Below are 22008 nucleotides of genomic sequence, written 5' to 3' on the forward strand. Positions count from 1 at the left end.
CATTTACTCACTCGTTGTTCAGTTTTCAAAGATCAAGCTTATATAATACCTTACTCTCATAATATCTTACTTTTTGCACCACTTTGTTTCACCACCGCATCTCAGCGGCGACTTTTATAATATATCATCTCTTTTTGAAATTTGCAAGTGTTTTTTTAAAATCTTTTTTTCGAGCAAATCCTTCAAAAAGGAACGAAAATTAATTTACCATGAATATTGAATAGAGTCAATACTTTTTTTGCTCTTAATCTTTATCTTTTATTGTTTGATTTGAGGAACACGCCCTCTGCGGGCATATTTGGATAGCTCCTTAGCGGGTGCAAAACGGGCATACATGCGGAAAACTGTTTTATACCGAAGCGCTATTGCATAACGAATATCCTGGTCCAATCGGGTATCACTCATGTCAAGCAGCATTTCATCAAGCTCTTTACGAAGAACATAGTCCAGTTCCTTGCATTCCTTTTCGTTAAACAGCATTCCCAGCATATGACCATACTCCCTTATCAGCATATTATATAGTTCTTATATTTGCTCAACTATTGTTCCAATATTTACCTGTTTTTAAACTCAACTGCCAGGGCTTCAAACTTCATGAGATTCATTCCCATACTTTCTCTTTAAGCTCTCCCCTTTGTTATGTTCAATTTTCAGTAAATATATAAATAAATAGCCATAATATTTTAATGTGACAATAAGCGATAAGTTATGCCACTCTCTATTGCGGCTGCAATAAACAGCAAAATGACGGACCATATGGACACTGTCAGCGTCTGTTTCATAAAGATCTCCCACGTTTGTCCCTTTCCTTTTCGTTTCAGCCCCATGCTTGAGCCTATCGTAAACATTACTTTAATTCCAAACTTCAATCCAAAGGCGCAAGCGAGAATCAGGACAGGCAATTCAATCACACCGTGAGGAAGTAATCCTTTAACCACAACCTCATACATACTTCTTCCCATATCTGTCTGTAAATGCACTACAAATCCTAAAACCATTCCATTCACAATTAAAAATATAAACGGTACGATTCCAAAAAAAGCCCCAAAAAATATAACCAGCACACATTTGATGGCATTATTGAAAAAGATAAAAACAAAAAAGCTCCATTGAGGATGATCAGTCTGCTGCAAACGTTGAGCTACTCCTCCTAAGCCTTCTATTTGTTGAGCTAGCATGGATTGGATAGCTCCCGTACTTAACCAGCCCGTCACAATGCTAATACAAAAAAGAAGTGTAGAAACTAAAATTATCCGTCTTGTCGTGTATATATCATGCAAGAATGCTTTTAATCCCATTCAATGTTTCCCTCCTGTAGTCCATTGGCATAATTGACAACCCCCGGCATAGCTTTAAGTAAACAAGCACTTCTAGGATGAAAGGGGCATTATTATACTATGAATTCTTTTTTCTATGTTCTGAACGGTAAAAAAATCAAACGGTTCTTTATCGTAATAGCCGCGGCCGTCTTTGCTATTGGGGTCATTTATGTGGAAACTGATAATGTTACCGTTTTTTCCGAGGAAGCACCAGCCGCTGTTTATAGTGTACCCACTGATAAAAAGCTGATTGCCCTCACCTTTGACATTAGCTGGGGCGATAAGCGCACTGCTCCTATTTTAAAGGTACTTGAGGATAAAAAAGTGACCAAGGCTACTTTTTTTCTTTCTTCCCCATGGAGCAAAACGCATCCAGAGCTTGTGAATCAGATTAAAGACAACGGATTTGAGATTGGAAGTCATGGACATAAACACGAAAATTACAGCAGCTTAAGCGACGAGGACATTCGAAAACAAATATCAACTGCTCACACCACACTTACCGAGCTAACCGGGCAAGTGCCGAAGTTAATTCGTATGCCTAATGGAGACTTTGACAAAAGAGTCCTTCAGGTGGCTAACACTTTAGGTTATAAAACCATTCAATGGGATACGGATTCCTTGGATTGGAAAAATCCTGGCACTCAGGTAATTATCGACCGTGTTGTAAATAAAGCGCATCCTGGTGACATCGTTCTTCTCCACGCAAGTGATTCCTGCAAGCAAACTCATGAAGCGCTACCGATCATTATTGACAAGTTGCGAGCGCAAGGATATGAATTCGTAACGGTATCTGAACTGCTTCAACAGGGTACAGTAAAAGGCAAAGAGGTACGTGATCAGGCTATGGGCCTTTAAGGAGTTATTTTACATCGTTCTCAGCAAAAAACCAAAAGCCCCTCGACATATTTATCCTCATTCATTCGCATACTATCCACATTCATGATAAAGGAGGAATACGGCCATGAATTGGACTCGTCTGCGATTTGTCAGCATGATATGCGTACTGGGCGTTGCACTGAGCGGCTGCGGCTCGGATCAAAGTTCTGCACCTCCCCAGAACAGTTATAAAGAGATGAAAACGATGGTTGTCGATATCTTAAAAAGCGATGATGGAAAAAAAGCGGTAGAAGAAGCTTTAACCGGGCAAAGCAGCTCATCCAAGGATGGGCAATCCGGCCAGAGTGGTGAAGAAAGCGGGGCTGGCGGCAGCTCCGGTGGAACTTCCGGTGGCAGCATGGGAATGAAAATGCTTATGCCCATACAATCAGCCGAGCAGATGAAAATTGCAGTCAAGGATACTTTGGTGTCACCTGAGTATAAAAAAGAAATCGAAAAAATTATGACTGATCCGCGTTTTGCCGGAGAATTTGCCAAAGCGATTAACAGCCAAAGCAAACAGATTCATATGCAATTAATAAAAGACCCTTCTTATCAAAAGTCTATTGAAGCGATGCTTAAGTCACCAGAACTAACCAAGATGTACATGGACTTGACTAAAACCCCTGAATATCGCAAACAATCTATGACAGTTATGCATGATGCCATGCAGAATCCGATTTTCCGGCTTGAGGTTATGAATTTACTCAAAACAGTCGTACAAGAGGAACTTCAACCCAAGGTTGAGAAAAAAGGGGGTCAGCAAGGCGGTTTAAGCGGCGAAAAGCAAGGCGGTGGTGGTGGTGACGGCGGTGGCGCAGGTGAACAAGGAGGTCAACAATAAAAGGCTGGTTTGCAACCAGCCTTTTTTTCTTATTCTGATTCAGCTTTGGCGTGCAATGACGTAATTTGAAGGGCAATATCGTTATAAATAGCTCCGGTTGCCGATTCGGATTTATATACGGATGGCGAAAAATCAGCTTCTGAAGGATGATTATCCGGGATCCCCAATGGAATTTGCGCCAGCAGTTTGGTATGGAGGGTATCGGCTAGCATAGCCCCTCCCCCACGGCCAAAAACATAATCCTTTTCACCGGTTGAGGATATATAATAGGACATATTCTCCACCACACCAATGACCTTGTGATCTGTTTGGAGCGCCATCGCCCCCGCACGTGCAGCCACAAAGGCAGCCGTCGCATGAGGGGTAGTGACAATGATCTCTTCACTCTGCGGAATCATTTGGTGTACGTCAAGCGCTATATCCCCGGTACCCGGCGGTAAATCAAGTATCATATAGTCGAGCCTTCCCCATTGGACATCACTAAAAAACTGTCTGAGCATTCTTCCCAGCATAGGACCTCTCCAGATAACGGGATTGTTCTCCCTGACAAAGAAGCCCATGGACATGAGCTTGACACCAAATCTCTCGACCGGCTGAATAATCCCTTCTTCTACAGAAGGAACGTCCTCTGCCCCAATCATATCCGGTACACTAAACCCATAAATATCAGCATCTATCAAACCGACACGTTTGCCTTGTCTAGCTAAAGCAGCCGCTAAATTTACAGCTACCGTTGATTTTCCTACACCACCTTTTCCGCTTGCAATAGCAATAAACCGAACGCCAGATGCTGGATCTAGCAGCTCATGTTCTTCCATGCCGGCAGCATGTCCCCTGGTCAATACTGGGTCAGCCGCTGCTTCGGGATCATCCTCTGTTTGAATAGCGGTTCTTTCATGCTCAGAGGCTTCCCGAATACGAATATGAACGTGACTCAGCCCCGCCTCTTCCAACGTCTGCCGGATTTCCCGCTCCAAATCTGCCCGCACCTCTTCCTCCGTATTCAAACTGATCACGGTCAAGGATACGCGTTCTTCTTTCACAACAACATCCCGAATAAAACGAAGATCTACCAGACGACGGCCCGTATGAGGTTCTCGTACCTGTTGAAGTAGCTCTATAACTTGCTCTCTAGATTGCATGAATAATCAGCACCTCTGCTTCAATGAATTTACGTGGTTGTAAACAATTACAGTATACCACTATCTGACTTTAGGTGCTGACGATGTCCCCTTTTCCCCTGCGCTATAACGTAAAATCCCCTTATAGATGGATGCCGCCACCTGTCTCTGATAGGTTACGTCACTCAGTCGCCGGGCTTCCTCAGGATGGGATAAAAATCCGACCTCCACGAGAGCTGAGGGCATTTTAAGGGCCTTTAACAGATATACTGTGTCTACGGTCTTAGCCACTCTGTCCGTATTTTCCAGATTGCGTTTGATCTCCTCCTGAATAAGAGAAGCCAAATTCTCGTTATCCTCATGATTGGGGACATAAAAGGTTTGAGCTCCACTCCAACGACTGGATGGAATGCTGTTCATGTGAATGCTCAAAAAAAGGTCCGCTTTATGCTCCTCAATCATGCGTACACGTTGCTTGAGATCCTCCGTTTTCCTTCTGGAATAGCCCTTGGTTTCGGGTAACGCCAGATCCCGGTCATCCTCACGTGTCATGACGACAACAGCTCCTGCTTGTTGTAAGTAATCCCGCAAATAAAATGCAATCGCCAGATTAATATCCTTTTCAATGACACCCTCCTTACTAACTGCCCCTCCATCAGGCCCTCCATGCCCTGCATCTATAGCAATTACCTTGCCTGCGAGCGGAAGACTCCAATGGATCCAAGCTCTTGAAGCAGGTATCTCATACAAAGTCAGCATAATAAACAAAACGGCGAGACAACAGCCCAATAGCATTTTTTGCAGCGTCCGATAGCGAATCCACAGTGTAACCTGGTGTTTACGATTATTTTTATGCATAACAAAACGCCTCCGTCCTATACAGATATTAATGATCTATATGGGACGAGGCGTTTAAATAGTACAACTCAGGAATGAACAAATTCTTTCATACCTTCTATCAGCACTTGGGCGACTTCTGGTCGTGTAAACTCAGGGGGGGGACAAACGCCGGAGCGTAACAATTCCCGTACCTTGGTGCCCGAGAGCGTCAAATGATGTTCCTTGGGATGAGGACAGGTTTTGCTCGAAGCCATATTTCCACAACGAGTGCAATAAAAGCTGTGTTCAAAGAATAATGGAGTAATTGCCAGCTCCTCAGCAGTAAAATTCCTGAAAATTTCCTGCGCTTCGTAGGTACCATAATAGTCTCCTACACCGGCGTGATCCCTTCCAACAATAAAATGGGTGCAGCCATAGTTTTTCCGTACAATAGCATGGAAAATGGCCTCTCTCGGACCAGCATATCGCATGGCAGCAGGAAACACGCCCAGAAAAGTCCGATCCGCCGGATAGTAATTATCCAGCAGTGCCAAATAACTCTTCATGCGTACATCTGCTGGAACATCATCTGACTTGGTTTCGCCGACGAGCGGATTGAGAAATAGTCCATCAACAATCTCCATCGCGCTCTTCTGGATATACTCATGTGCACGGTGAACCGGATTACGCGTTTGAAAACCAACTACTGTTTTCCAGCCCTTTTCGGCAAAATGACGGCGTATCTGTGCTGGAGTGTAATAAAAATCGCCAAATTGTGCAGGTTTAGGCCGATTTAGCACCTGTACAGAGCCTCCCACATAGGTGGCTGGTCGGTCCAACAGTTTTTTCACGCCAGGATGGGCTGGATCATCCGTCTTGAATACACGTTTGGCTTCCTCGACCTGATCAGCCTGATAAATACTTTCAATATCAAGCACTGCATAGATAGTTTCGTCTGTTTCACCTACCAAAGCGACTTGCTGACCCACGTTTAGTTCGCTGGCTATGCTATCTGTAATTGCAAGCGTAATGGGAATACTCCAGACTGTACCGTCTGCAAGACGCATATCTGTAACCACCGACCGATAATCAGACTCGTTCATAAACCCAGTCAATGGGGAGAAAGCCCCTACCCCAATCAAATCCAGGTCAGAAATGGTCCACGAGTTTACCCGAATAGGAAACAATTCACGTGCAGCCTGCAAAAGGGCTTTTTGCTCCGGACCTGTGACGATTCTATCAACTAGTGTTCCGCCATGCGGAAGAATTGCCGTCATAACATACTTCCTTTCCATTCAAAAATACGATTCATAGCTACTACGTGCAGTTTTATTGATGGAGCCCGCATTCGGTTTTCTCATTGCCTGACCAGCGTCCCGCACGAGGATCTTCACCTGGTAGAACTTGACGTGTACATTGTTCACATCCAATACTTGGATAATTGCGGTCATGCAGTGGATTATACAACACTTTATGAGTATGGATATAATTCCACACGTCTTCTGATGTCCAGCTTGCCAGCGGATTAAATTTAACAAGTCCAAATTTCTGGTCATACTCTACCTTTTTGGCATTCGCACGAGTAGGTGCCTGGTCGCGGCGAATGCCAGTAATCCATGCATCATATTGAGATAAAATGCGCGTTAGCGGCTCAACTTTACGTATGCCACAGCAAGTGTTGGGATCTGTTTTCCACAGCTCCTCCCCATACTTAGCTGCTTGCTCCTCAGGAGTAATTAAGGGAGATACCCGAACAAAATCCAGGTTATATTTAGCCTTGATCTGATCTCGTGTATCGTATGTTTCCTTAAAATGGTGATCAGTGTCCAAGTAAAAGATGTCGGTGGAGGGGCTAACTTTTTGCAGCAGATCTACAAGGACTACATCTTCCGCACCAAAGCTACAAGCAAAAGTGAGATTGGGAAATGTTTGAACAGCATACTGGATAATTTCCTCGGGCGTCGCCTCTTCCAGTTCAATCGCTTTGACCTTAATCAATGCTTCTTTCTCCAATAAATTCATTATTAATGCGCCTCCATTTGAAAATTTATAAATAAGTACCTTTTTCAATACCGACTAAACTAATATGAATAAATATAGTATAAGACTTTCTTACTTATTGTCAATCTACAGTAATGTACTTAGGAATAAGCATTCTTCAGCCTGAAAACAGCAGGAGTGCTGCTCTGTCAGCATTCTATAACCCTATTCACCACATCCCAACAGGTTCATTAACCTTATATAAAATATTCTTATACAATTTCATTTGGAAATGATCCTTAAGTAAAATTGTAACTAAAAGGTACTAGTCAAAGCTCTTAAAAAGGACGTGCTGCACCTAACTCATAAAATTAGTGTACAACACGCCCTTTTTAATAGTTAACTACTGAACCCAACCATTTTATTTAACTTGTTGCCCCATTCATCTTCTGACTAACTGGATTAGTAATTGCGATTTCCCCGTCATAAACATCCAAAAATACGTACGCTTCTCGAAGTTTCTTTACGTGCGTCAATACATCGTTTGGATTGCAGATTGTTGCATAGAGGCAGACTGAAGAGTGCGGTAGTCCCTTCAGACGACTCCATTTTCCCACAATCGCGGTTTACCATTAAGACCAGACTACGGACTAGCCCACGCGTCCATCGTACCTGAAAGCCAATGTTTTGATCGTCAGAAGCACACTATACATAATGAGAAGGAAAGGCAGCCTGGTTTGTGCTTCTTTTTGTAGGGAAAACGAAAAATAAAAACCTCAAGGTTTATGTTAAGCGACAGGCAAGCTACTACAAAGTGATGAAGGTTAGCCGACATAAGAGCCTAACAACAGAAAAAAGAAATGACAAGCAAAGGGCAACATCTTTTTTAAATGCCTTAAATGAGGATTCTAAGCCGTTTCATCATTCTAGATATAATAATCCCTTAACCTACTTAAAAATTGCGTACACATCAAAGGGAGTGGAATAACACACGAGGGGATAAATCGCGTCAATGAACAACCGGTTGCTAAATTTCAAAATTACACTTTCTAAAACAATTGAGCTTCAATTTAAAATCACATGTGATCTTAAATGATATAGCTACAGGACATTTTTAACATAAAAAAACCTCCAACCCATTGGTTGGAGGTTTTTGAACGTTGATATTAACGTTTCGAGAACTGTGGTGCACGACGAGCAGCTTTGAGACCGTATTTCTTACGTTCTTTCATACGTGGGTCACGAGTCAGGAAGCCTGCTTTTTTCAAAGCTGGACGGAATTCCGGATCTGCTTTCAACAGAGCACGTGAAATACCGTGGCGAATTGCGCCTGCTTGACCAGAGATACCACCGCCATGAGCAATAACGAGTACGTCATAGCTTCCAATTGTTTCTGTCAGGTTCAATGGTTGTTTAACGATCAGTTTGAGTGTTTCCAAACCAAAATATTCATTAATATCACGCTTGTTGATGACAATGCGTCCTTCACCCGGTACGAGACGAACACGAGCTACCGAATGTTTACGACGACCTGTCCCATAGTATTGTACTTGTGCCATGAAACTGTCCTCCTTTTAATTATCCGCGAAGTTCGTAAACTTCAGGTTTTTGTGCTGCATGTGGATGCTCAGTGCCTCTGTAAGCTTTCAATCTCAGCTTCATTTTTTCGCCTTGACGAGTTTTAGGAAGCATACCGTGAACAGCCAATTCCAACATACGTTCAGGTTTGTTTTTAACCATGTCTTGTGCAACTGTTACTTTCAAACCACCTGGGTGCATGGAGTGACGGTAGTATTTCTTGTTCTCCATTTTCTTACCAGTCAATACGATTTTCTCTGCATTGATTACAACAACGAAATCACCTGTGTCCACATGTGGTGTAAATTGTGGCTTGTGTTTGCCGCGAATCAACGCAGCCGCTTCGCTTGCCAGACGACCGAGCGTTTTACCTTCAGCATCGATGATGTGCCAGTTACGCTCAACTTCATTTGGCTTAGCCATATACGTAGTACGCATGAAAAGTTTCCTCCTTAAGTTCATTAACAAAATCGTCATTTATCTTCGTTCGTTAACTTGCTACATTATTGATGGATTAGATGTTGCTTTAATGTGATCATCTTAATTGGGGCTGTGGGAAAGCCATTAAGAAAACACAACTTTTATATTACAGGATAACCAGTAAATTCGCAAGGGAAAAATCAATGTTTTTTGATGTTTTCCTCATACTCCACACTCCAGAGAGTTAAAGCATGTCCTACCGCTGTAGGTCCTGCCTTTGAACGATTTTTCGCCTCTAAAATAAATGGAATATCATCGGCCGATTTCTTTCCTTCACCCACTTCGAGCAAAGTTCCCATAATAATCCGAACCATGTGCTGCAAAAAACCGCTACCTGTAATATAAGTATGAATAATTCCCTGATCATCCGAGCCCGGACGTGAAAAGGAATGGTCTACTGTCATATAGGCCTCGTAAATGGTGCGGACATGATTCGTCTTCTGGGAACGTCGAGATGCAAACGAAGTATAGTCAAAGGTCCCCACTAAATGTGCCAGTCCCTGCTCCATTGCTTGTACATCTAATTTTGTTGGGTGATGCGCCTGTGTACGACGGTGAAAGATGTCCGGAAATCGGTTAGCATTAATGCTGTACCGATAAGTCTTCCGCTTTGCCATGCGGCGCGCGTGAAAAGACAACGGCACCTCTCTCGCATCCGTAACAATAATATCACGGGGCAACCACGCATTTAGGGCAAGGCACCAACGTTCAATAGGAATAGGCGACTCGGTATGAAAATTAAATACTTGCCCATACGCATGTACACCAGCGTCTGTGCGACCAGAACCTGTGATTTTAAGACGTTCCCCTGTCAATGAGCATATAGCGCTCTCCAGATAATCCTGAATAGTATTACCGCTGGGCTGGGTCTGAAAACCATCATACTCGGTTCCGTCGTAGTTCACTTTCATGCACAAGTTCCGCATGTTTCTTCACACCTTTACAGGGTAATCTCTGGCTATATGAGAATTAACCGAACATAGCAAAGGAGAAGCCCCTCCGGACTTCTCCAAGAGAAAAAAAGGGTTGTTCAGAATCAAGCTGATTCTGTCCACCCTTCCCTCATCTTCGCCTGTCTACGCGCGGTCAACCAATTCCAGATATACCATTGGAGCAGCGTCACCACGACGAGGTCCCAGTTTCAAGATACGAGTGTATCCACCTGGACGCTCATTGTAACGTGTAGCCAATTCGCTAAACAGTTTTTGGATTGCATCCTGCTCACCATCAACAGTTTCACGGCGAACGAACGCAGCCACTTGACGGCGTGCGTGCAGATCCCCTTTTTTCGCTTTGGTGATCAGCTTTTCAGCAATAGAACGAACTTCTTTTGCTTTAGCCTCAGTAGTTTGGATACGCTCGTACAAGAACAGATCGGTTACCAAATCACGAAACAAAGCTTTACGGGCACTGGAGTTACGGCCCAATTTTTGGTATGCCATGTAATTTCCCCTCCTTCACAAAAACGTTGCTGTCTATTCTTCCGTACGAAGTCCTAAACCAAGTTCCTCAAGCTTCTCTTGTACTTCTTCCAAAGATTTGCGACCCAAGTTACGGACCTTCATCATATCTTCTTCAGATTTAGTCGTGAGTTCTTGTACCGTATTGATACCAGCGCGCTTAAGGCAGTTATAGGAACGGACGGAGAGATCCAGCTCTTCGATCGTCATTTCAAGAACTTTTTCTTTCTTGTCTTCTTCTTTTTCGACCATAATTTCCGCATCTTTTGCTTCATCCGTGAGACCCACGAACAACATTACATGCTCGGTCAAAATTTTGGCGCCAAGGCTCACTGCTTCCTCAGGACGAATACTTCCGTCAGTCCAAACCTCAAGTGTCAGCTTGTCATAATTCGTAACCTGGCCGACACGCGTATTTTCTACGCCGTAGTTCACGCGTGCAATCGGAGTGTAGATGGAGTCAACGGGAATGACGCCGATCGGCTGGTCATCACGTTTATTCCGATCCTGCTTAACGTAACCGCGACCGCGATTGGCAAAAATACGCATGTGAAGTCTCGAACCCGGTCCGAGAGTAGCAATGTGAAGATCCGGATTAAGAATTTCCACATCACTATCCGCACGGATATCTCCTGCCGTTACAACTCCTTCGCCTTCCGCATCGATTTCGAGTACCTTCTCTTCATCCGAGTGGATTTTAAGCGATAAAGCTTTCAAGTTCAGTATGATCTCCGTTACGTCTTCCTTCACACCGGGAACCGTTGCAAACTCGTGCAAAACCCCATCGATCTGAACCGATGTGACTGCTGCCCCCGGTAACGAGGATAACAGAATACGGCGAAGCGAGTTCCCCAGCGTCGTACCGTATCCGCGTTCCAGCGGTTCTACTACGAATTTTCCATAGGTGCCATCATCATTGACGTCGACCGTCTCAATTTTCGGCTTTTCGATTTCTATCACTGCAATATCCCTCCTTCAAAACGTCGCTCCTATATGAAACATTCACCTTATCCATAGTCAATCATGCAGTATACCTAAACATCCATTCTTGGCAATTTATGCCGGATCTATACTACACGCAGAGGAGAAATCTCATTAGACGCGACGACGTTTTGGAGGACGGCATCCGTTATGAGGTACCGGAGTTACGTCTTTAATCAGGTTAACTTCCAGACCAGCAGCTTGCAAAGAGCGAATTGCTGCTTCACGGCCTGCGCCTGGTCCTTTAACCATAACTTCGACAGTTTTCATGCCGTGTTCCATAGCAGCTTTGGCAGCAGTTTCTGCGGCCATTTGTGCTGCGAATGGAGTAGATTTACGGGAACCGCGGAATCCCATACCGCCTGAGCTTGCCCAAGAGATTGCGTTACCGTGTGGATCTGTGATCGTAACGATCGTATTGTTGAACGTGGAACGGATGTGTGCCACGCCAGTCTCGATATTTTTACGGTCACGGCGTTTTGTACGTACAACTTTTTTCGGTTTAGCCATTGAATGTTATCCTCCCTTCTTATTTCTTTTTGTTCGCTACAGTCCGACGAGGACCTTTACGGGTACGAGCATTAGTTTTAGTACGTTGTCCGCGAACAGGCAATCCACGACGGTGACGAACACCACGGTAGCAGCCAATCTCAGTCAGACGTTTAATATTCAAGGAAATTTCACGACGCAGATCGCCTTCTACTTTAACTTCTTTGTCGATCGTTTCACGTAATTTGCTCACTTCATCTTCAGTCAAATCGCGAACACGCGTGTTTGCACTGATGCCTGTTTCCTTCAAAATTTTCTGAGAAGTCGTTTTACCGATTCCGAAAATGTAAGTCAAGGCGATCTCAACGCGTTTGTCACGTGGTAAATCCACACCAGCTATACGAGCCATTTTACGCTACACCCCCTTCTATTAACCTTGTTTTTGTTTGTGTTTCGGATTTTCGCAAATAACCATTACATTCCCTTTGCGGCGAATGACTTTGCATTTCTCGCAAATAGGTTTTACAGAAGGTCTTACCTTCATGTTGATTACCTCCTCCAAGCTTTACCCTGGTAAAACTCGCTTCGTGAACATTCACATCGTTTTGCCGAGCAAAACAAGTTTTTTTAAATGACGTACGTTTAATAAAAACCTGCATGAATTACTTGCGGTACGTTATACGGCCTTTAGTTAAATCGTAAGGCGATAACTGTACAACCACCTTGTCGCCTGTCAAAATACGGATAAAGTGCATCCGCAGCTTTCCGGAAACATGAGCAAGAATTTGGTGACCGTTTTCCAGCTCTACCTTGAACGTAGCGTTCGGCAAAGGCTCGATTACCGTACCTTCAACCTCAATGACATCTTCTTTGGCCAAAGTCAGTCTCCTTTCTCTTCAGCTTGGTATTCGGACGAGTCCAGGAAAGTTTTCACTGCGTGACGCAGCTTTCCGTTCGTCACCCGACCGCTTTCGTTTAAACTGTTTACAATCTCGCTACTAATCTTAGACTGAGGCATCAAATGAAGAACATTTTTCTTCTTCGCTTGATCAAACTTTCGTTTATCCCCATCCGCAATATATACAAACCTGCTGTCCGCTATTGAAACGACAACCGCTATCTGTCCGGCTCCTCTGCCTTTCAGAATCTTCACCAGCTGACCGATTTGCAGGTTTCCTTGCTGAATCATTCCAATCACCTACGCACTCAGTTTCGTGAAAATGTCCATGCCGTCCGTTGCGACCAGCTTCGTGTACCCGTTACGAGCACAAGGAACCAAGTCCACCGTAACGACCGTCCAGTTGTCTTCCAGCGTCCCCACATGGCGAGAACCTATTTGAATCATAGATTCAATAGCCAGCTCAATGCCGGTTTTCAGCCTCGGCCCCTGTACGGGAATACCACGGTTTGGATTCTCAATATATTGCCGAATGGCATGCGACATTGTAAACTGACGAGTTTTCTCAAGGATATCGCCTTTGTTTAACTTGCGTTTGCCGGGAAATCCGTGCACCAGTTGTTCGTTGACTGAAGCGCAAATGCTAGCAGGAAAACCGTTATAACCTTTAGAAGACGGCACAGCTCCCTGACTGCGAATATACCAATCAGCTAAATGATCAAGTTTACCGGTCGTAATACCGGGCTCGATGTGTTCTGCCAAGTAATGAATCGTTTCCGTCTCCATTCTCTCAGCTTTCCTCATAAAGCTTAATTCCGTTCCCGACTTGCAAATGATCATTACAGCTAACCCCGCAACAAGGACACGATATTTTGGGAAACCACATCAATATCCTGTTCTCCGTCAATATGACGCAGAAGATTCTGGTTCTCATAAAACGTGAGGAGTGGTGCTGTTTTATTACTATATTCGTCTAGTCGTGTTCTTACGCTAGCTTCGTTATCGTCAGGACGCTGATAGAGCTCACCACCGTCTTTATCGCAAATGCCTTCAACCTTCGGAGGATTAAAGACAACATGATAGCTAGTTCCACAACTTTTGCAAACCCGCCGTCCTGTGATTCGTGCCAACAGGTTGTCACGATCCACTTTCAGGTTGACAACATTATCAAGCTTCGTGTTCAAACGACCCAAAATTTGATCCAAGGCTTCTGCCTGAGCTAAAGTTCTTGGAAAACCGTCCAGCAAGAATCCTTTCTTGCAATCCGGCTGTTGCAGCCGTTCTTCAACGATGCCAATTGTTACGTCATCTGGAACAAGTTCGCCCTTGTCGATATATTCTTTTGCTTTAATGCCAATAGGTGTTCCCTGTTTCATCGCCAGGCGAAACGCATCACCTGTCGAGATATGAGGAATGCCGAATTCCTTCACAATGACATCTGCTTGTGTACCTTTACCAGCCCCCGGAGGGCCCATGATCAAAATATTCACAACCTGTCACTCCTCAGACGACCCCTACACAAGAAACAGCACAAAAGGTGCCGGTAAGCATGCGAACATCCTAAGCCGGAACCCATTGCCTATTTGTTGATGAAGCCTTTGTAATGGCGTTTAATCAGTTGGCTTTCGATTTGCTTCATTGTATCCAATGCAACTCCGATAATAATGAGCAGTGAAGTACCGCCAATTTGCACGGAGCGAGGCAAGCCCGAAAGCGAACCGAAGAATACCGGCAATACGGATATAACTGCAAGGAACAAAGCCCCTGTCATCGTCAACCGTGACATTACACGTGTCAGGTATTTTTCCGTAGCTTTACCCGGACGAATCCCCGGAATATAACCGCCGTTTTTCTTCATATTGTCGGCCATTTGCTGCGGATTCATCTGTACAAAGGTATAGAAGAATGTGAAACCGATAATCATTACGACATACAGAACCATACCCAGTGGCTTGTCATAATACAAGTAAGTGGTAATCCACTTAGCCCACGCATGATCCGCCCAGAAACTCGCAATAATTGTCGGGAATTGCAGCAATGATACCGCAAAAATTACCGGAATAACGCCTGCCGCATTAATCTTCATCGGAATATGCGTATTCTGGCCACCGTACATTTTGTTACCAACCACACGTTTCGCATATTGTACCGGTATTTTCCGAATACCTTGCTGGATGTAGATAACACCAACAATAATCAGAATAACTACCAAGACAATAATAATTGCCTTCAGAATATTCATGAACAGCTGATCTGCCTGAATAAACTGGGATTCCACAATCGTACGAATATGTCTTGGAATACCTGCCGCAATCCCTGCAAAGATAACAATGGAGATACCATTGCCGATTCCCTTTTCAGTAATTTGCTCACCAAGCCACATAAGGAACGTAGTCCCTGCTGTAAGCACGATTGCAATGACCAAATAATCAGCAAAGGTCGCTCCTGGAATCATCGCTGCACCGTACAGTCGATTAAAGCCAATCGACGTTCCGAATGCTTGGATCAAGCCCAGTATTACCGTACCATACCGTGTAAGTTGAGCCAACTTCTTTTTACCATGCTCTCCTTGTTTAGCCCATTCCGCAAGTTTCGGAATCACGTCCATTGACAGCAACTGCACAATGATAGACGCTGTAATATATGGCATAATCCCGAGGGCGAAAATCGAAAACTGGTACAAAGCGCCCCCTGAGAAGGTATTAAGGAGTCCAAATAACTCGCTTCCTGCCTGATCCTGAGATGTAAAGACTTGCTTGTTCACGCCGGGAACCGGCACAAAAGAGCCAATACGATATACAAATAGTATAAACAGGGTAAACAGGATACGGGTTCTAAGATCCTCAACCCGCCATATATTTTTCAGGGTCTTGAACATTAGATCACCTCGGTTTTACCGCCGGCAGCTTCAATTTTCTCTACCGCAGATTGAGAGAACTTGTTCGCTTTAACTGTCAATTTCACAGTGATTTCACCGTTACCCAGAATTTTAATTCCGGACTTCGCGTCTTTCACAATGCCATTGTTCAGCAAAAACTCAGGGCTTACTTCTGTACCCGCTGCAAAACTGTTCAAATCTTCGATATTCAAAACCGCATACTCTTTACGAGTAGGATTTACGAAACCGCGTTTAGGCAAGCGACGATACAGTGGGTTTTGACCACCCTCGAAGCCCGGACGTACACCACCGCCGGAACGAGCGTTTTGACCCTTATGACCACGACCAGAAGTTTTACCCGTACCGCTACTAGGACCACGACCCAAACGTTTACGTTCTTTGCGTGAACCTGGAGCTGGGGAAAGCTCATGTAACTTCATCGTTCGTTGCACCTCCTTGATTATTGTTGAATTGCTTTATTTCTTAAGCCTCGATTTCTTTAACAGAAACCAAATGGCTAACTTTATTAATCATCCCGCGAATTGCTGCATTGTCGGGTTGAACTACTTTATGGTTGATTTTACGCAAGCCGAGCGTCTTAACAGTCGTTCTCTGAGTACCAGGACGGCCGATCAACGAACGAACGAGGGTAATTTCTAATTTCGCCATGATATTCCCTCCTTAGCCCAGCAGCTCTTCGATGGATTTGCCGCGCAATTTTGCAACTTCTTCAGCGCGTTTCAAGCGGGACAAACCTTCCAAAGTCGCATTGACCATATTCATGGAATTCGAAGAACCCAGAGATTTTGTCAAGATATCACCTACACCAGCAAGCTCCAGTACAGCACGAACTGGACCACCAGCGATAACCCCAGTACCTTCCGATGCCGGTTTCAGCAGAACCCGGCCAGCACCGAACTTACCTGTAACAAGGTGAGGAATTGTTGTGCCTACGAGTGGAACGTGAATCAGGTTTTTCTTAGCATCTTCAATACCTTTGCGAATCGCATCAGGTACTTCGCCAGCTTTACCGATTCCAGCGCCTACCCAGCCGTTGCCGTCGCCTACTACTACCAGAGCACTGAAGCTGAAACGGCGTCCGCCTTTGACAACTTTAGCTACACGATTAATATTTACTACTCTTTCAGTCAGTTCCAAAGTATTCGGATCTACACGCAAGTCGTTAACCTCCTTTTGAGAAATGTCTTAAAATTCAAGGCCTGCTTCGCGAGCTGCATCAGCCAAAGCTTGAATTCGTCCATGATACAAGTATCCACCACGGTCAAATACGATGTTAGCATGACCTTTTTCTTTTGCACGTTTAGCAACAAGTTCGCCAACCTTACGAGCTGCTTCAACACTACCACCGTTTTTGATTTCGCTGCTCAGTTCTTTATCCATAGTGGATGCAGATACCAATGTTACACCAGCTACATCATCAATCAGTTGTGCGTAGATATGTTTGGAAGAGCGGAACACGTTCAGACGAGGACGTACAGCCGTACCTTCGATTTTTTTACGTACACGCAGATGTCTTCTGACACGTGCTTTATTTTTATCTTGTTTTGTAATCATCTCAAGTTTTCACTCCCTTCAGTTTGCCTTTTAAAGCTTTATACTAAGACGCACTGGGTAAAAAAGAAGTACGAAATCTTTCCTGCAGAAAGACCGCACAAAGTCGGTAAGAAACTTATTTCTTCTTACCGGCTTTACCTTCTTTACGGATGATGCGCTCGCCTTCGTATTTAATCCCTTTACCTTTGTACGGTTCAGGTTCACGAACGGAACGAATTTTAGCAGCGTAGGCACCTACACGCTCTTTATCAATTCCGCGAACGATGATTTTAGTGTTCGAAGGAACTTCGAATTCGATGCCCGCTTCCGGTGTGATTTCAACCGGGTGAGAGTATCCAACGTTCAGGACGATTTTATCTCCGGATTTGCTTGCACGATATCCGACCCCAACCAGCTCCAGAGATTTGGAAAAGCCTTCAGTTACACCACTTACCATGTTGCTGACAACGCTGCGGGTTGTTCCATGCAAAGAACGGTGAAGTTTGTTGTCCGAAGGACGAACTACATTAATTTCATTGTTTTCCACAGTAACGGACATGTCTTTGTGAAGCTCACGAGTCAATGTTCCTTTAGGACCTTTAACTGTGATCACTGTGTTGTTCAAAGTTACGTCAACACCACTTGGTACTGTGATTGGTTTACGACCAATACGGGACATATCTGTTGCACCTCCTATCTTTTAAACGTTATCTTACCAAACGTAGCAAACCACTTCTCCGCCGGCTTTGGACTGACGTGCTTCTTTATCAGTCATGATACCTTTGGATGTTGAAATGATTGCGATCCCGAGTCCACCCAGAACGCGTGGAATCTCATTGCTCTTCGTGTAAACGCGAAGACCTGGTTTACTGATTCTTTTCAAACCTGTAATAACACGCTCGTTGTTCGCACCGTATTTCAAGAAAATACGGATGATCCCTTGTTTGCTATCTTCAACAAATTCCGCATCACGAATGAATCCTTCACGTTTCAGGATGTCGGCGATTTGTTTTTTCATTGTAGATGCAGGCATTTCTACCGTTTCGTGACGAACAGTGTTCGCGTTACGAATACGTGTAAGCATATCTGCAATTGGATCAGACATAGTCATTGTGTATAAACCTCCTTCCCAAACAGGACTTTTTACCAGCTTGCTTTTTTCACGCCAGGAATCTGGCCTTTATAAGCTAATTCACGGAAGCAAATTCTGCAGATTTTAAACTTTTGCAGCACCGAATGTGGACGACCACAACGCTCACAACGAGTGTAAGCACGAACTTTAAACTTTGGTGTGCGTTGTTGTTTGACTTTCATTGAAGTTTTTGCCACTTAGCCTGACACCTCCTAAATAGTTTCGGAGAACAGGGGTCCTTTAAATCAGACGCCCAAAACGTTATGCCAACATTACTTTGCAAAAGGCATGCCCAGCTGAGTCAGAAGCTCACGGGACTCTTCGTCAGTTTTGGCAGTCGTTACGATAACGATGTCCATACCACGAACTTTATCAACCTGATCATACTCGATTTCCGGGAAGATCAACTGTTCTTTCAAACCAAGCGTGTAGTTACCACGTCCGTCAAAAGCTTTTGTTGATACACCATGGAAGTCACGTACGCGAGGAAGTGTAATGTTGAACAATTTGTCCAAGAAATAATACATACGCTCGCCACGAAGTGTTACCTTAACACCGATTGGCATGTTTTCACGCAATTTAAAACCTGCAATAGATTTTTTAGCGCGAGTGATAACTGGTCTTTGACCAGCGATCAACTGCATGTCATTGAGAGCTGAATCAAGCACTTTGGAGTTTTGAACTGCATCGCCAACACCCATGTTGATTACAACTTTCTCGATTTTAGGCACTTGCATCACTGTTGTATAGTTGAACTTCTGCATCAAAGCAGGAGTGATTTCTTTCAAGAAACGTTCTTTCATTCTTGTTGTTGCCATGAATCATAGTCCTCCTTTCTTCAAAAAATAATTAGTCGATCACTTCGCCTGAACGCTTTGCAATACGCACTTTTTTTCCGTTGTCCAATACTTTGTAACCAATACGAGTTACTTTTCCGCTCTTCGGATCAATGTGCATAACGTTGGAAACGTGAATCGGAGCTTCTTTCTCGATGATGCCGCCTTGTGGATTCAGCTGATTAGGCTTTTGGTGTTTTTTAATCATGTTAACACCTTCCACAAGCACACGGTTTTGACGAGGGTAAGCAGCGATAACGCGACCTTTTTTACCTTTATCTTTACCTGTAATCACCAGAACAGTATCGTCCTTTTTGACGTGCAGCTTGTTGTTATGGGATTCCAGAACTTTTTTCACTTTTGGCATTTCGTACACCTCCTACGGGCACATTTTAAGGTGAATTTAGATCACTTCTGGAGCCAAGGAAACGATTTTCATAAAGTCCTTGTCACGAAGTTCGCGAGCAACTGGTCCGAAAATACGAGTACCGCGTGGGCTCTTGTCTTCTTTAACGACCACTGCTGCGTTCTCATCAAATCCGATGTAGGAACCGTCTTTACGGCGGATAGAACGTTTAGTACGAACGACAACCGCTCTTACTACATCACCCTTTTTGACAACGCCGCCTGGTGTTGCTTGTTTTACGGAACAAACGATCAGGTCACCAATTTGAGCTGTACGACGTCCCGTACCACCGAGCACACGGATACACATCAGTTCCTTCGCACCGGAATTGTCAGCCACAGTCAAACGTGTAAATGGTTGAATCATTTATTTATCCTCCTTTCGGAAAAACTACACTACATTAGATTATAACAGCTTTTTCAACGATTTCGACCAGTCTCCAGTTTTTGTCTTTGGACAAAGGACGAGTTTCCATGATTTTAACAGTATCACCGATTTGTGCGGTGTTGTTTTCATCATGAGCTTTGAATTTTTTAGTCACTTTAATGCGTTTATGGTAGAGATCATGTTTTTTGTAAGTTTCTACAGCAATCACGATCGTTTTATCCATTTTGTCGCTAACTACTTTACCGACTAATACTTTACGGGCATTACGTTCGCTCATTGTTGGCCTCCTTCCTAATTACAGGCGGATTTTCCACCCGGTCTAATATCTTAGCTAATCCCAAGTTCTCTTTCACGGATCACAGTTTTAGCACGAGCAATTTCCTTACGCACAGCGCCGATCCGAGTCGGGTTATCAAGCTGACCGGTAGCGAGTTGAAAACGAAGGTTAAAAAGTTCTTCTTTAAAACCAGAGATCTTTTGTTCGATTTCAGCAGTGGTTAGGTTGCGGAATTCACTAGCCTTCATTTGCTTCACCACCCAATTCTTCACGTTTCACAAACTTAGTTTTGATTGGCAGTTTGTGAGCGGCAAGACGCATTGCTTCACGAGCAATCTCTTCCGGTACACCAGCAAGTTCAAACATGATCTTACCTGGTTTCACTACTGCAACCCATTTTTCTACGTTACCTTTACCGCTACCCATACGAACCTCAAGAGGCTTCTGAGTAATTGGTTTGTCAGGGAAAATTTTAATCCAAACCTTACCACCACGTTTGATGTAACGAGTCATCGCAATACGAGCAGCTTCGATTTGACGGTTAGTGATCCATGCTGGTTCAGTAGCTTGCAAACCGTACTCACCAAAATTCAGTGTAGTACCGCCTTTTGCACGACCCTTCATGTGACCACGTTGTTGTTTACGATGTTTTACGCGTTTAGGTACCAACATGATTAGTTGCCTCCTTCCTGAGGAGCTTGTTTCTTAGCTGGAGGAAGAACTTCTCCACGATAGATCCATACTTTTACGCCAAGACGGCCATAAGTAGTATGAGCCTCTGCTGTACCGTAGTCGATGTCAGCACGAAGCGTATGCAGTGGAACAGTTCCTTCGCTGTACCCTTCGGAACGAGCGATTTCAGCACCGCCAAGACGTCCGCCTACTTGAGTTTTAATTCCTTTTGCACCGGAACGCATAGTTCTTTGAATTGCTTGTTTCAACGCACGACGGAAAGAAACACGACGTTCCAATTGTTGTGCAATGCTTTCAGCAACCAGAATTGCATCCAGTTCAGGGTTTTTGATTTCAGAGATATTGATGTGTACCTTTTTACCGCCTGCAATTTTAGTGATTTCATTGCGCAGGTTTTCAACTTCGGAACCACCCTTACCGATAACCATACCTGGTTTCGCAGTGTGAATCGTTACGTTGACGCGGTTAGCTGCTCTCTCGATTTCAACACGGGATACAGCGGAGTCTTTCAATCTTTTCTTCAGATGCTCACGAATCTTAACGTCTTCCAGCAAAAGATCACCGAAATCTTTGCCTGCATACCATTTGGATTCCCAATCACGGATAATACCGATTCGGAGTCCGACGGGATTTACCTTTTGGCCCACACGTTTTCCCTCCTTATTTTTCAGATACCACCAGAGTAATATGACTGGTGCGTTTATTGATGCGGCTTGCACGACCCATTGCACGCGGGCGGAATCGTTTCATAGTAGGACCTTGGTTTACGAAAACCTCAGATACTACCAATTTATTTACGTCCATAGAGTAGTTGTGATCTGCATTTGCAATCGCAGAATTCAACAATTTCTCAACGACTGGAGAAGCGGATTTCGGAGTGTGACGAAGAATTGCAATCGCCTCACCAACCTGCTTGCCACGAATCAAATCGATAACAAGTTTCACTTTGCGAGCGGAAATCCGCACGGATTTAGCATGTGCTTTTGCTTCCATTGAG

36 protein-coding genes are annotated in these 22008 nt (G+C 44.1%); 2 read left to right on the plus strand and 34 right to left on the minus strand.

Annotated elements, in window-relative coordinates; translation table 11 throughout:
- Nucleotides 1-258: 258 nt before the first annotated feature.
- Complete coding sequence (locus L693_RS0100885) at nt 259-489, minus strand: hypothetical protein (protein WP_025715662.1); 231 nt, start codon at nt 487-489, stop codon at nt 259-261.
- A gap of 194 nt (nt 490-683) precedes the next feature.
- Nucleotides 684-1298: a stage II sporulation protein M gene (locus L693_RS0100890; RefSeq protein ID WP_025715663.1), complete on the minus strand. Its 615-nt coding sequence runs from the start codon at nt 1296-1298 to the stop codon at nt 684-686.
- A gap of 99 nt (nt 1299-1397) precedes the next feature.
- Between L693_RS0100890 and pdaB the strand changes: the two genes are divergently transcribed.
- Together pdaB and gerD are read left to right on the plus strand one after the other, a co-directional pair.
- Nucleotides 1398-2177 carry a polysaccharide deacetylase family sporulation protein PdaB gene (gene pdaB, locus L693_RS0100895; RefSeq protein ID WP_025715664.1) on the plus strand — a complete coding sequence of 260 codons (780 nt, stop codon included), beginning with the start codon at nt 1398-1400 and terminating at the stop codon, nt 2175-2177.
- 106 nt (nt 2178-2283) lie between these two features.
- Nucleotides 2284-3042, plus strand: a complete 759-nt coding sequence (gene gerD, locus L693_RS0100900; protein WP_025715665.1) for a spore germination lipoprotein GerD — start codon at nt 2284-2286, stop codon at nt 3040-3042.
- 29 nt (nt 3043-3071) lie between these two features.
- On the opposite strand, the gene L693_RS0100905 is transcribed toward gerD, so the two are convergent.
- The 32 genes from L693_RS0100905 to rplV form a co-directional block, all read right to left on the minus strand.
- Complete coding sequence (locus tag L693_RS0100905) at nt 3072-4184, minus strand: Mrp/NBP35 family ATP-binding protein (protein ID WP_025715667.1); 1113 nt, start codon at nt 4182-4184, stop codon at nt 3072-3074.
- Nucleotides 4185-4244: 60 nt separating this feature from the next.
- Nucleotides 4245-5021: an N-acetylmuramoyl-L-alanine amidase CwlD gene (cwlD, locus tag L693_RS0100910; protein ID WP_025715668.1), complete on the minus strand. Its 777-nt coding sequence runs from the start codon at nt 5019-5021 to the stop codon at nt 4245-4247.
- Between the two features lie 68 nt (nt 5022-5089).
- Nucleotides 5090-6259: a sulfate adenylyltransferase gene (gene sat / locus L693_RS0100915; RefSeq protein ID WP_025715669.1), complete on the minus strand. Its 1170-nt coding sequence runs from the start codon at nt 6257-6259 to the stop codon at nt 5090-5092.
- A gap of 52 nt (nt 6260-6311) precedes the next feature.
- Complete coding sequence (locus L693_RS0100920; RefSeq protein WP_025715670.1) at nt 6312-7004, minus strand: phosphoadenylyl-sulfate reductase; 693 nt, start codon at nt 7002-7004, stop codon at nt 6312-6314.
- Nucleotides 7005-8128: 1124 nt separating this feature from the next.
- Nucleotides 8129-8521 (minus strand): 30S ribosomal protein S9, encoded by a 393-nt coding sequence (gene rpsI / locus L693_RS0100925; RefSeq protein WP_007432554.1) that lies wholly within the window; start codon nt 8519-8521, stop codon nt 8129-8131.
- A gap of 19 nt (nt 8522-8540) precedes the next feature.
- A complete protein-coding gene (gene rplM, locus L693_RS0100930; RefSeq protein ID WP_007432555.1) occupies nt 8541-8978 on the minus strand; it encodes a 50S ribosomal protein L13 in 438 nt (145 codons plus the stop codon).
- A gap of 182 nt (nt 8979-9160) precedes the next feature.
- Nucleotides 9161-9946, minus strand: coding sequence for a tRNA pseudouridine(38-40) synthase TruA (gene truA, locus L693_RS0100935; RefSeq protein WP_025715672.1), 786 nt, complete (start codon nt 9944-9946; stop codon nt 9161-9163).
- Nucleotides 9947-10096: 150 nt separating this feature from the next.
- Nucleotides 10097-10462 (minus strand): 50S ribosomal protein L17, encoded by a 366-nt coding sequence (rplQ, locus tag L693_RS0100940; protein WP_007432557.1) that lies wholly within the window; start codon nt 10460-10462, stop codon nt 10097-10099.
- Nucleotides 10463-10495: 33 nt separating this feature from the next.
- Nucleotides 10496-11440 (minus strand): DNA-directed RNA polymerase subunit alpha, encoded by a 945-nt coding sequence (locus L693_RS0100945; protein ID WP_007432558.1) that lies wholly within the window; start codon nt 11438-11440, stop codon nt 10496-10498.
- Between the two features lie 135 nt (nt 11441-11575).
- Nucleotides 11576-11971 carry a 30S ribosomal protein S11 gene (rpsK, locus tag L693_RS0100950; RefSeq protein ID WP_013312144.1) on the minus strand — a complete coding sequence of 132 codons (396 nt, stop codon included), beginning with the start codon at nt 11969-11971 and terminating at the stop codon, nt 11576-11578.
- A 19-nt stretch (nt 11972-11990) separates the two neighbouring features.
- The gene (gene rpsM / locus L693_RS0100955; protein WP_007432560.1) at nt 11991-12359 is read right to left on the minus strand and encodes a 30S ribosomal protein S13; all 369 of its coding nucleotides are present in this window, start codon (nt 12357-12359) and stop codon (nt 11991-11993) included.
- 21 nt (nt 12360-12380) lie between these two features.
- Nucleotides 12381-12494: a 50S ribosomal protein L36 gene (gene rpmJ / locus L693_RS0100960; RefSeq protein ID WP_003333770.1), complete on the minus strand. Its 114-nt coding sequence runs from the start codon at nt 12492-12494 to the stop codon at nt 12381-12383.
- 118 nt (nt 12495-12612) lie between these two features.
- Nucleotides 12613-12828: a translation initiation factor IF-1 gene (gene infA, locus L693_RS0100970; protein WP_006212898.1), complete on the minus strand. Its 216-nt coding sequence runs from the start codon at nt 12826-12828 to the stop codon at nt 12613-12615.
- A gap of 2 nt (nt 12829-12830) precedes the next feature.
- Entirely contained in the window at nt 12831-13139 is a 309-nt protein-coding gene (locus tag L693_RS0100975; protein ID WP_010348799.1) for a KOW domain-containing RNA-binding protein, read from the minus strand.
- Nucleotides 13140-13148: 9 nt separating this feature from the next.
- Nucleotides 13149-13688, minus strand: a complete 540-nt coding sequence (locus L693_RS0100980) for a M24 family metallopeptidase (RefSeq protein WP_025715674.1) — start codon at nt 13686-13688, stop codon at nt 13149-13151.
- A 5-nt stretch (nt 13689-13693) separates the two neighbouring features.
- The gene (locus L693_RS0100985) at nt 13694-14338 is read right to left on the minus strand and encodes an adenylate kinase (RefSeq protein WP_025715675.1); all 645 of its coding nucleotides are present in this window, start codon (nt 14336-14338) and stop codon (nt 13694-13696) included.
- 89 nt (nt 14339-14427) lie between these two features.
- Entirely contained in the window at nt 14428-15726 is a 1299-nt protein-coding gene (gene secY, locus L693_RS0100990) for a preprotein translocase subunit SecY (protein WP_025715676.1), read from the minus strand.
- On the minus strand, nt 15726-16166 hold the full coding sequence (rplO, locus tag L693_RS0100995; RefSeq protein WP_007432565.1) for a 50S ribosomal protein L15: 441 nt from the start codon (nt 16164-16166) through the stop codon (nt 15726-15728). Before rplO ends, secY begins: the two co-directional genes overlap by 1 nt.
- 43 nt (nt 16167-16209) lie before the next feature.
- Nucleotides 16210-16395, minus strand: a complete 186-nt coding sequence (gene rpmD, locus L693_RS0101000) for a 50S ribosomal protein L30 (RefSeq protein WP_007432566.1) — start codon at nt 16393-16395, stop codon at nt 16210-16212.
- Nucleotides 16396-16407: 12 nt separating this feature from the next.
- Nucleotides 16408-16905: a 30S ribosomal protein S5 gene (gene rpsE / locus L693_RS0101005; protein ID WP_007432567.1), complete on the minus strand. Its 498-nt coding sequence runs from the start codon at nt 16903-16905 to the stop codon at nt 16408-16410.
- Nucleotides 16906-16932: 27 nt separating this feature from the next.
- Complete coding sequence (rplR, locus tag L693_RS0101010; RefSeq protein ID WP_007432568.1) at nt 16933-17301, minus strand: 50S ribosomal protein L18; 369 nt, start codon at nt 17299-17301, stop codon at nt 16933-16935.
- A 115-nt stretch (nt 17302-17416) separates the two neighbouring features.
- The gene (gene rplF, locus L693_RS0101015) at nt 17417-17959 is read right to left on the minus strand and encodes a 50S ribosomal protein L6 (RefSeq protein WP_025715677.1); all 543 of its coding nucleotides are present in this window, start codon (nt 17957-17959) and stop codon (nt 17417-17419) included.
- A gap of 33 nt (nt 17960-17992) precedes the next feature.
- The gene (gene rpsH, locus L693_RS0101020; RefSeq protein WP_007432570.1) at nt 17993-18391 is read right to left on the minus strand and encodes a 30S ribosomal protein S8; all 399 of its coding nucleotides are present in this window, start codon (nt 18389-18391) and stop codon (nt 17993-17995) included.
- Nucleotides 18392-18423: 32 nt separating this feature from the next.
- Nucleotides 18424-18609: a type Z 30S ribosomal protein S14 gene (locus tag L693_RS28695; protein ID WP_013312154.1), complete on the minus strand. Its 186-nt coding sequence runs from the start codon at nt 18607-18609 to the stop codon at nt 18424-18426.
- A 75-nt stretch (nt 18610-18684) separates the two neighbouring features.
- On the minus strand, nt 18685-19230 hold the full coding sequence (rplE, locus tag L693_RS0101025; RefSeq protein WP_025715678.1) for a 50S ribosomal protein L5: 546 nt from the start codon (nt 19228-19230) through the stop codon (nt 18685-18687).
- Between the two features lie 31 nt (nt 19231-19261).
- A complete protein-coding gene (gene rplX, locus L693_RS0101030; protein WP_007432572.1) occupies nt 19262-19615 on the minus strand; it encodes a 50S ribosomal protein L24 in 354 nt (117 codons plus the stop codon).
- 36 nt (nt 19616-19651) lie between these two features.
- Nucleotides 19652-20020 carry a 50S ribosomal protein L14 gene (gene rplN, locus L693_RS0101035; protein WP_007432573.1) on the minus strand — a complete coding sequence of 123 codons (369 nt, stop codon included), beginning with the start codon at nt 20018-20020 and terminating at the stop codon, nt 19652-19654.
- 34 nt (nt 20021-20054) lie between these two features.
- On the minus strand, nt 20055-20318 hold the full coding sequence (rpsQ, locus tag L693_RS0101040) for a 30S ribosomal protein S17 (protein ID WP_007432574.1): 264 nt from the start codon (nt 20316-20318) through the stop codon (nt 20055-20057).
- Between the two features lie 50 nt (nt 20319-20368).
- The gene (gene rpmC, locus L693_RS0101045) at nt 20369-20566 is read right to left on the minus strand and encodes a 50S ribosomal protein L29 (RefSeq protein ID WP_007432575.1); all 198 of its coding nucleotides are present in this window, start codon (nt 20564-20566) and stop codon (nt 20369-20371) included.
- Nucleotides 20556-20990 carry a 50S ribosomal protein L16 gene (rplP, locus tag L693_RS0101050; protein WP_007432576.1) on the minus strand — a complete coding sequence of 145 codons (435 nt, stop codon included), beginning with the start codon at nt 20988-20990 and terminating at the stop codon, nt 20556-20558. Before rplP ends, rpmC begins: the two co-directional genes overlap by 11 nt.
- A 2-nt stretch (nt 20991-20992) precedes the next feature.
- The gene (gene rpsC, locus L693_RS0101055) at nt 20993-21658 is read right to left on the minus strand and encodes a 30S ribosomal protein S3 (RefSeq protein WP_007432577.1); all 666 of its coding nucleotides are present in this window, start codon (nt 21656-21658) and stop codon (nt 20993-20995) included.
- Between the two features lie 13 nt (nt 21659-21671).
- On the minus strand, nt 21672-22004 hold the full coding sequence (rplV, locus tag L693_RS0101060) for a 50S ribosomal protein L22 (protein WP_007432578.1): 333 nt from the start codon (nt 22002-22004) through the stop codon (nt 21672-21674).
- Between the last annotated feature and the right edge of the window lie 4 nt (nt 22005-22008).

This window comes from Paenibacillus sp. 1-18 (assembly GCF_000520755.1).
GTDB classification, from domain to species: Bacteria; Bacillota; Bacilli; order Paenibacillales; family Paenibacillaceae; genus Paenibacillus; species Paenibacillus brasilensis.

What these genes read in the sequence shown, in the direction of transcription:
- rplQ (WP_007432557.1), bottom strand. Translation starts at nt 10,462, where the DNA reads ATGGCATACCAAAAATTGGGCCGTAACTCCAGTGCCCGTAAAGCTTTG.
- rpmJ (WP_003333770.1), bottom strand. Translation starts at nt 12,494, where the DNA reads ATGAAGGTAAGACCTTCTGTAAAACCTATTTGCGAGAAATGCAAAGTC.
- secY (WP_025715676.1), bottom strand. Translation starts at nt 15,726, where the DNA reads ATGTTCAAGACCCTGAAAAATATATGGCGGGTTGAGGATCTTAGAACC.
- rpsK (WP_013312144.1), bottom strand. Translation starts at nt 11,971, where the DNA reads ATGGCTAAACCGAAAAAAGTTGTACGTACAAAACGCCGTGACCGTAAA.
- rplX (WP_007432572.1), bottom strand. Translation starts at nt 19,615, where the DNA reads ATGCCAAAAGTGAAAAAAGTTCTGGAATCCCATAACAACAAGCTGCAC.
- rplN (WP_007432573.1), bottom strand. Translation starts at nt 20,020, where the DNA reads ATGATTCAACCATTTACACGTTTGACTGTGGCTGACAATTCCGGTGCG.
- L693_RS0100890 (WP_025715663.1), bottom strand. Translation starts at nt 1,298, where the DNA reads ATGGGATTAAAAGCATTCTTGCATGATATATACACGACAAGACGGATA.
- L693_RS0100975 (WP_010348799.1), bottom strand. Translation starts at nt 13,139, where the DNA reads ATGATTCAGCAAGGAAACCTGCAAATCGGTCAGCTGGTGAAGATTCTG.
- rplM (WP_007432555.1), bottom strand. Translation starts at nt 8,978, where the DNA reads ATGCGTACTACGTATATGGCTAAGCCAAATGAAGTTGAGCGTAACTGG.
- truA (WP_025715672.1), bottom strand. Translation starts at nt 9,946, where the DNA reads ATGCGGAACTTGTGCATGAAAGTGAACTACGACGGAACCGAGTATGAT.
- L693_RS0100885 (WP_025715662.1), bottom strand. Translation starts at nt 489, where the DNA reads ATGCTGGGAATGCTGTTTAACGAAAAGGAATGCAAGGAACTGGACTAT.
- rplV (WP_007432578.1), bottom strand. Translation starts at nt 22,004, where the DNA reads ATGGAAGCAAAAGCACATGCTAAATCCGTGCGGATTTCCGCTCGCAAA.
- gerD (WP_025715665.1), top strand. Translation starts at nt 2,284, where the DNA reads ATGAATTGGACTCGTCTGCGATTTGTCAGCATGATATGCGTACTGGGC.
- sat (WP_025715669.1), bottom strand. Translation starts at nt 6,259, where the DNA reads ATGACGGCAATTCTTCCGCATGGCGGAACACTAGTTGATAGAATCGTC.
- rpsM (WP_007432560.1), bottom strand. Translation starts at nt 12,359, where the DNA reads ATGGCTCGTATAGCTGGTGTGGATTTACCACGTGACAAACGCGTTGAG.
- rplE (WP_025715678.1), bottom strand. Translation starts at nt 19,230, where the DNA reads ATGGCAACAACAAGAATGAAAGAACGTTTCTTGAAAGAAATCACTCCT.
- L693_RS0100905 (WP_025715667.1), bottom strand. Translation starts at nt 4,184, where the DNA reads ATGCAATCTAGAGAGCAAGTTATAGAGCTACTTCAACAGGTACGAGAA.
- rpsQ (WP_007432574.1), bottom strand. Translation starts at nt 20,318, where the DNA reads ATGAGCGAACGTAATGCCCGTAAAGTATTAGTCGGTAAAGTAGTTAGC.
- rplR (WP_007432568.1), bottom strand. Translation starts at nt 17,301, where the DNA reads ATGATTACAAAACAAGATAAAAATAAAGCACGTGTCAGAAGACATCTG.
- rpsI (WP_007432554.1), bottom strand. Translation starts at nt 8,521, where the DNA reads ATGGCACAAGTACAATACTATGGGACAGGTCGTCGTAAACATTCGGTA.
- rpmD (WP_007432566.1), bottom strand. Translation starts at nt 16,395, where the DNA reads ATGGCGAAATTAGAAATTACCCTCGTTCGTTCGTTGATCGGCCGTCCT.
- cwlD (WP_025715668.1), bottom strand. Translation starts at nt 5,021, where the DNA reads ATGCATAAAAATAATCGTAAACACCAGGTTACACTGTGGATTCGCTAT.
- L693_RS0100920 (WP_025715670.1), bottom strand. Translation starts at nt 7,004, where the DNA reads ATGAATTTATTGGAGAAAGAAGCATTGATTAAGGTCAAAGCGATTGAA.
- L693_RS0100980 (WP_025715674.1), bottom strand. Translation starts at nt 13,688, where the DNA reads ATGATCATTTGCAAGTCGGGAACGGAATTAAGCTTTATGAGGAAAGCT.
- rplF (WP_025715677.1), bottom strand. Translation starts at nt 17,959, where the DNA reads ATGTCCCGTATTGGTCGTAAACCAATCACAGTACCAAGTGGTGTTGAC.
- pdaB (WP_025715664.1), top strand. Translation starts at nt 1,398, where the DNA reads ATGAATTCTTTTTTCTATGTTCTGAACGGTAAAAAAATCAAACGGTTC.
- rpsH (WP_007432570.1), bottom strand. Translation starts at nt 18,391, where the DNA reads ATGACTATGTCTGATCCAATTGCAGATATGCTTACACGTATTCGTAAC.
- rplP (WP_007432576.1), bottom strand. Translation starts at nt 20,990, where the DNA reads ATGTTGGTACCTAAACGCGTAAAACATCGTAAACAACAACGTGGTCAC.
- rpmC (WP_007432575.1), bottom strand. Translation starts at nt 20,566, where the DNA reads ATGAAGGCTAGTGAATTCCGCAACCTAACCACTGCTGAAATCGAACAA.
- rplO (WP_007432565.1), bottom strand. Translation starts at nt 16,166, where the DNA reads ATGAAGTTACATGAGCTTTCCCCAGCTCCAGGTTCACGCAAAGAACGT.